Origin of the sequence: Kocuria subflava, from assembly GCF_012163155.1 — a bacterium.
Classification (GTDB): domain Bacteria; phylum Actinomycetota; class Actinomycetes; order Actinomycetales; family Micrococcaceae; genus Kocuria; species Kocuria subflava.
In genome coordinates, this window is record NZ_JAAVUN010000146.1 from 1 (window position 1) to 641 (window position 641).

1 protein-coding gene is annotated in these 641 nt (G+C 71.1%); it reads right to left on the reverse strand.

What is annotated here, in order from left to right:
- A partial coding sequence (locus tag GTW58_RS13450) for an alpha/beta hydrolase family protein (protein WP_168023599.1) occupies positions 1–641 on the reverse strand: 641 nt, incomplete at both ends.

Below are 641 nucleotides of genomic sequence, written 5' to 3' on the forward strand. Positions count from 1 at the left end.
AGGATCTCCCGCGCCCCGGGGTTCCCGGAATCGCGCAAGGCCTGGAAGTAGCCCTCGACCGCTTCGAGTGGGATGACCTGGTCCTCCGTGCCGTGCAGGACGTTGACCGGGATCCCCAGGGGCAGCCGGTCGATCGGAGAGGCAATGTCGTAGCGTTCAGGGTCCTCCTCCGGCGCGACCCCGCCCAGGAGGTCCCTGATCAGATCCCCGCCTTCAAAGTTCTCGGCCAGGCTGAGGTCGTAGAGGCCGGCCATGGAGGTGACGCTGCGGGCCTCGATCACGGGATCGGCACCCGGTGCACCCGCGGGGAGCTCGGACCTCCCGGCGGCCCAGGTCGCCAGGTGCCCGCCCGCACTGTGCCCCAGGAGGTGGACCTGCTCCAGGGCCGGACGGAACCGGCCCTGCTCGGCCAGCTGGGGCACGAAGTCGGCGGCGTCCGCCACGTCCTGAAAGGTCTCGGGCCAGCCTCCGGGCCCGTCCAGACCCCGATAGGTCGGGGCCCAGACGGCCAGGCCGTACCGGGCAAGGTCCTGGGCGATGTCGGCCATGTAGCTCGGCGAGGAGGCATCGTGCCAGGGCCCTCCGTGCACCACGACGGCGACGGGGTAGGCGGGATCGATCTCTCCCCGGGACCATTCGGT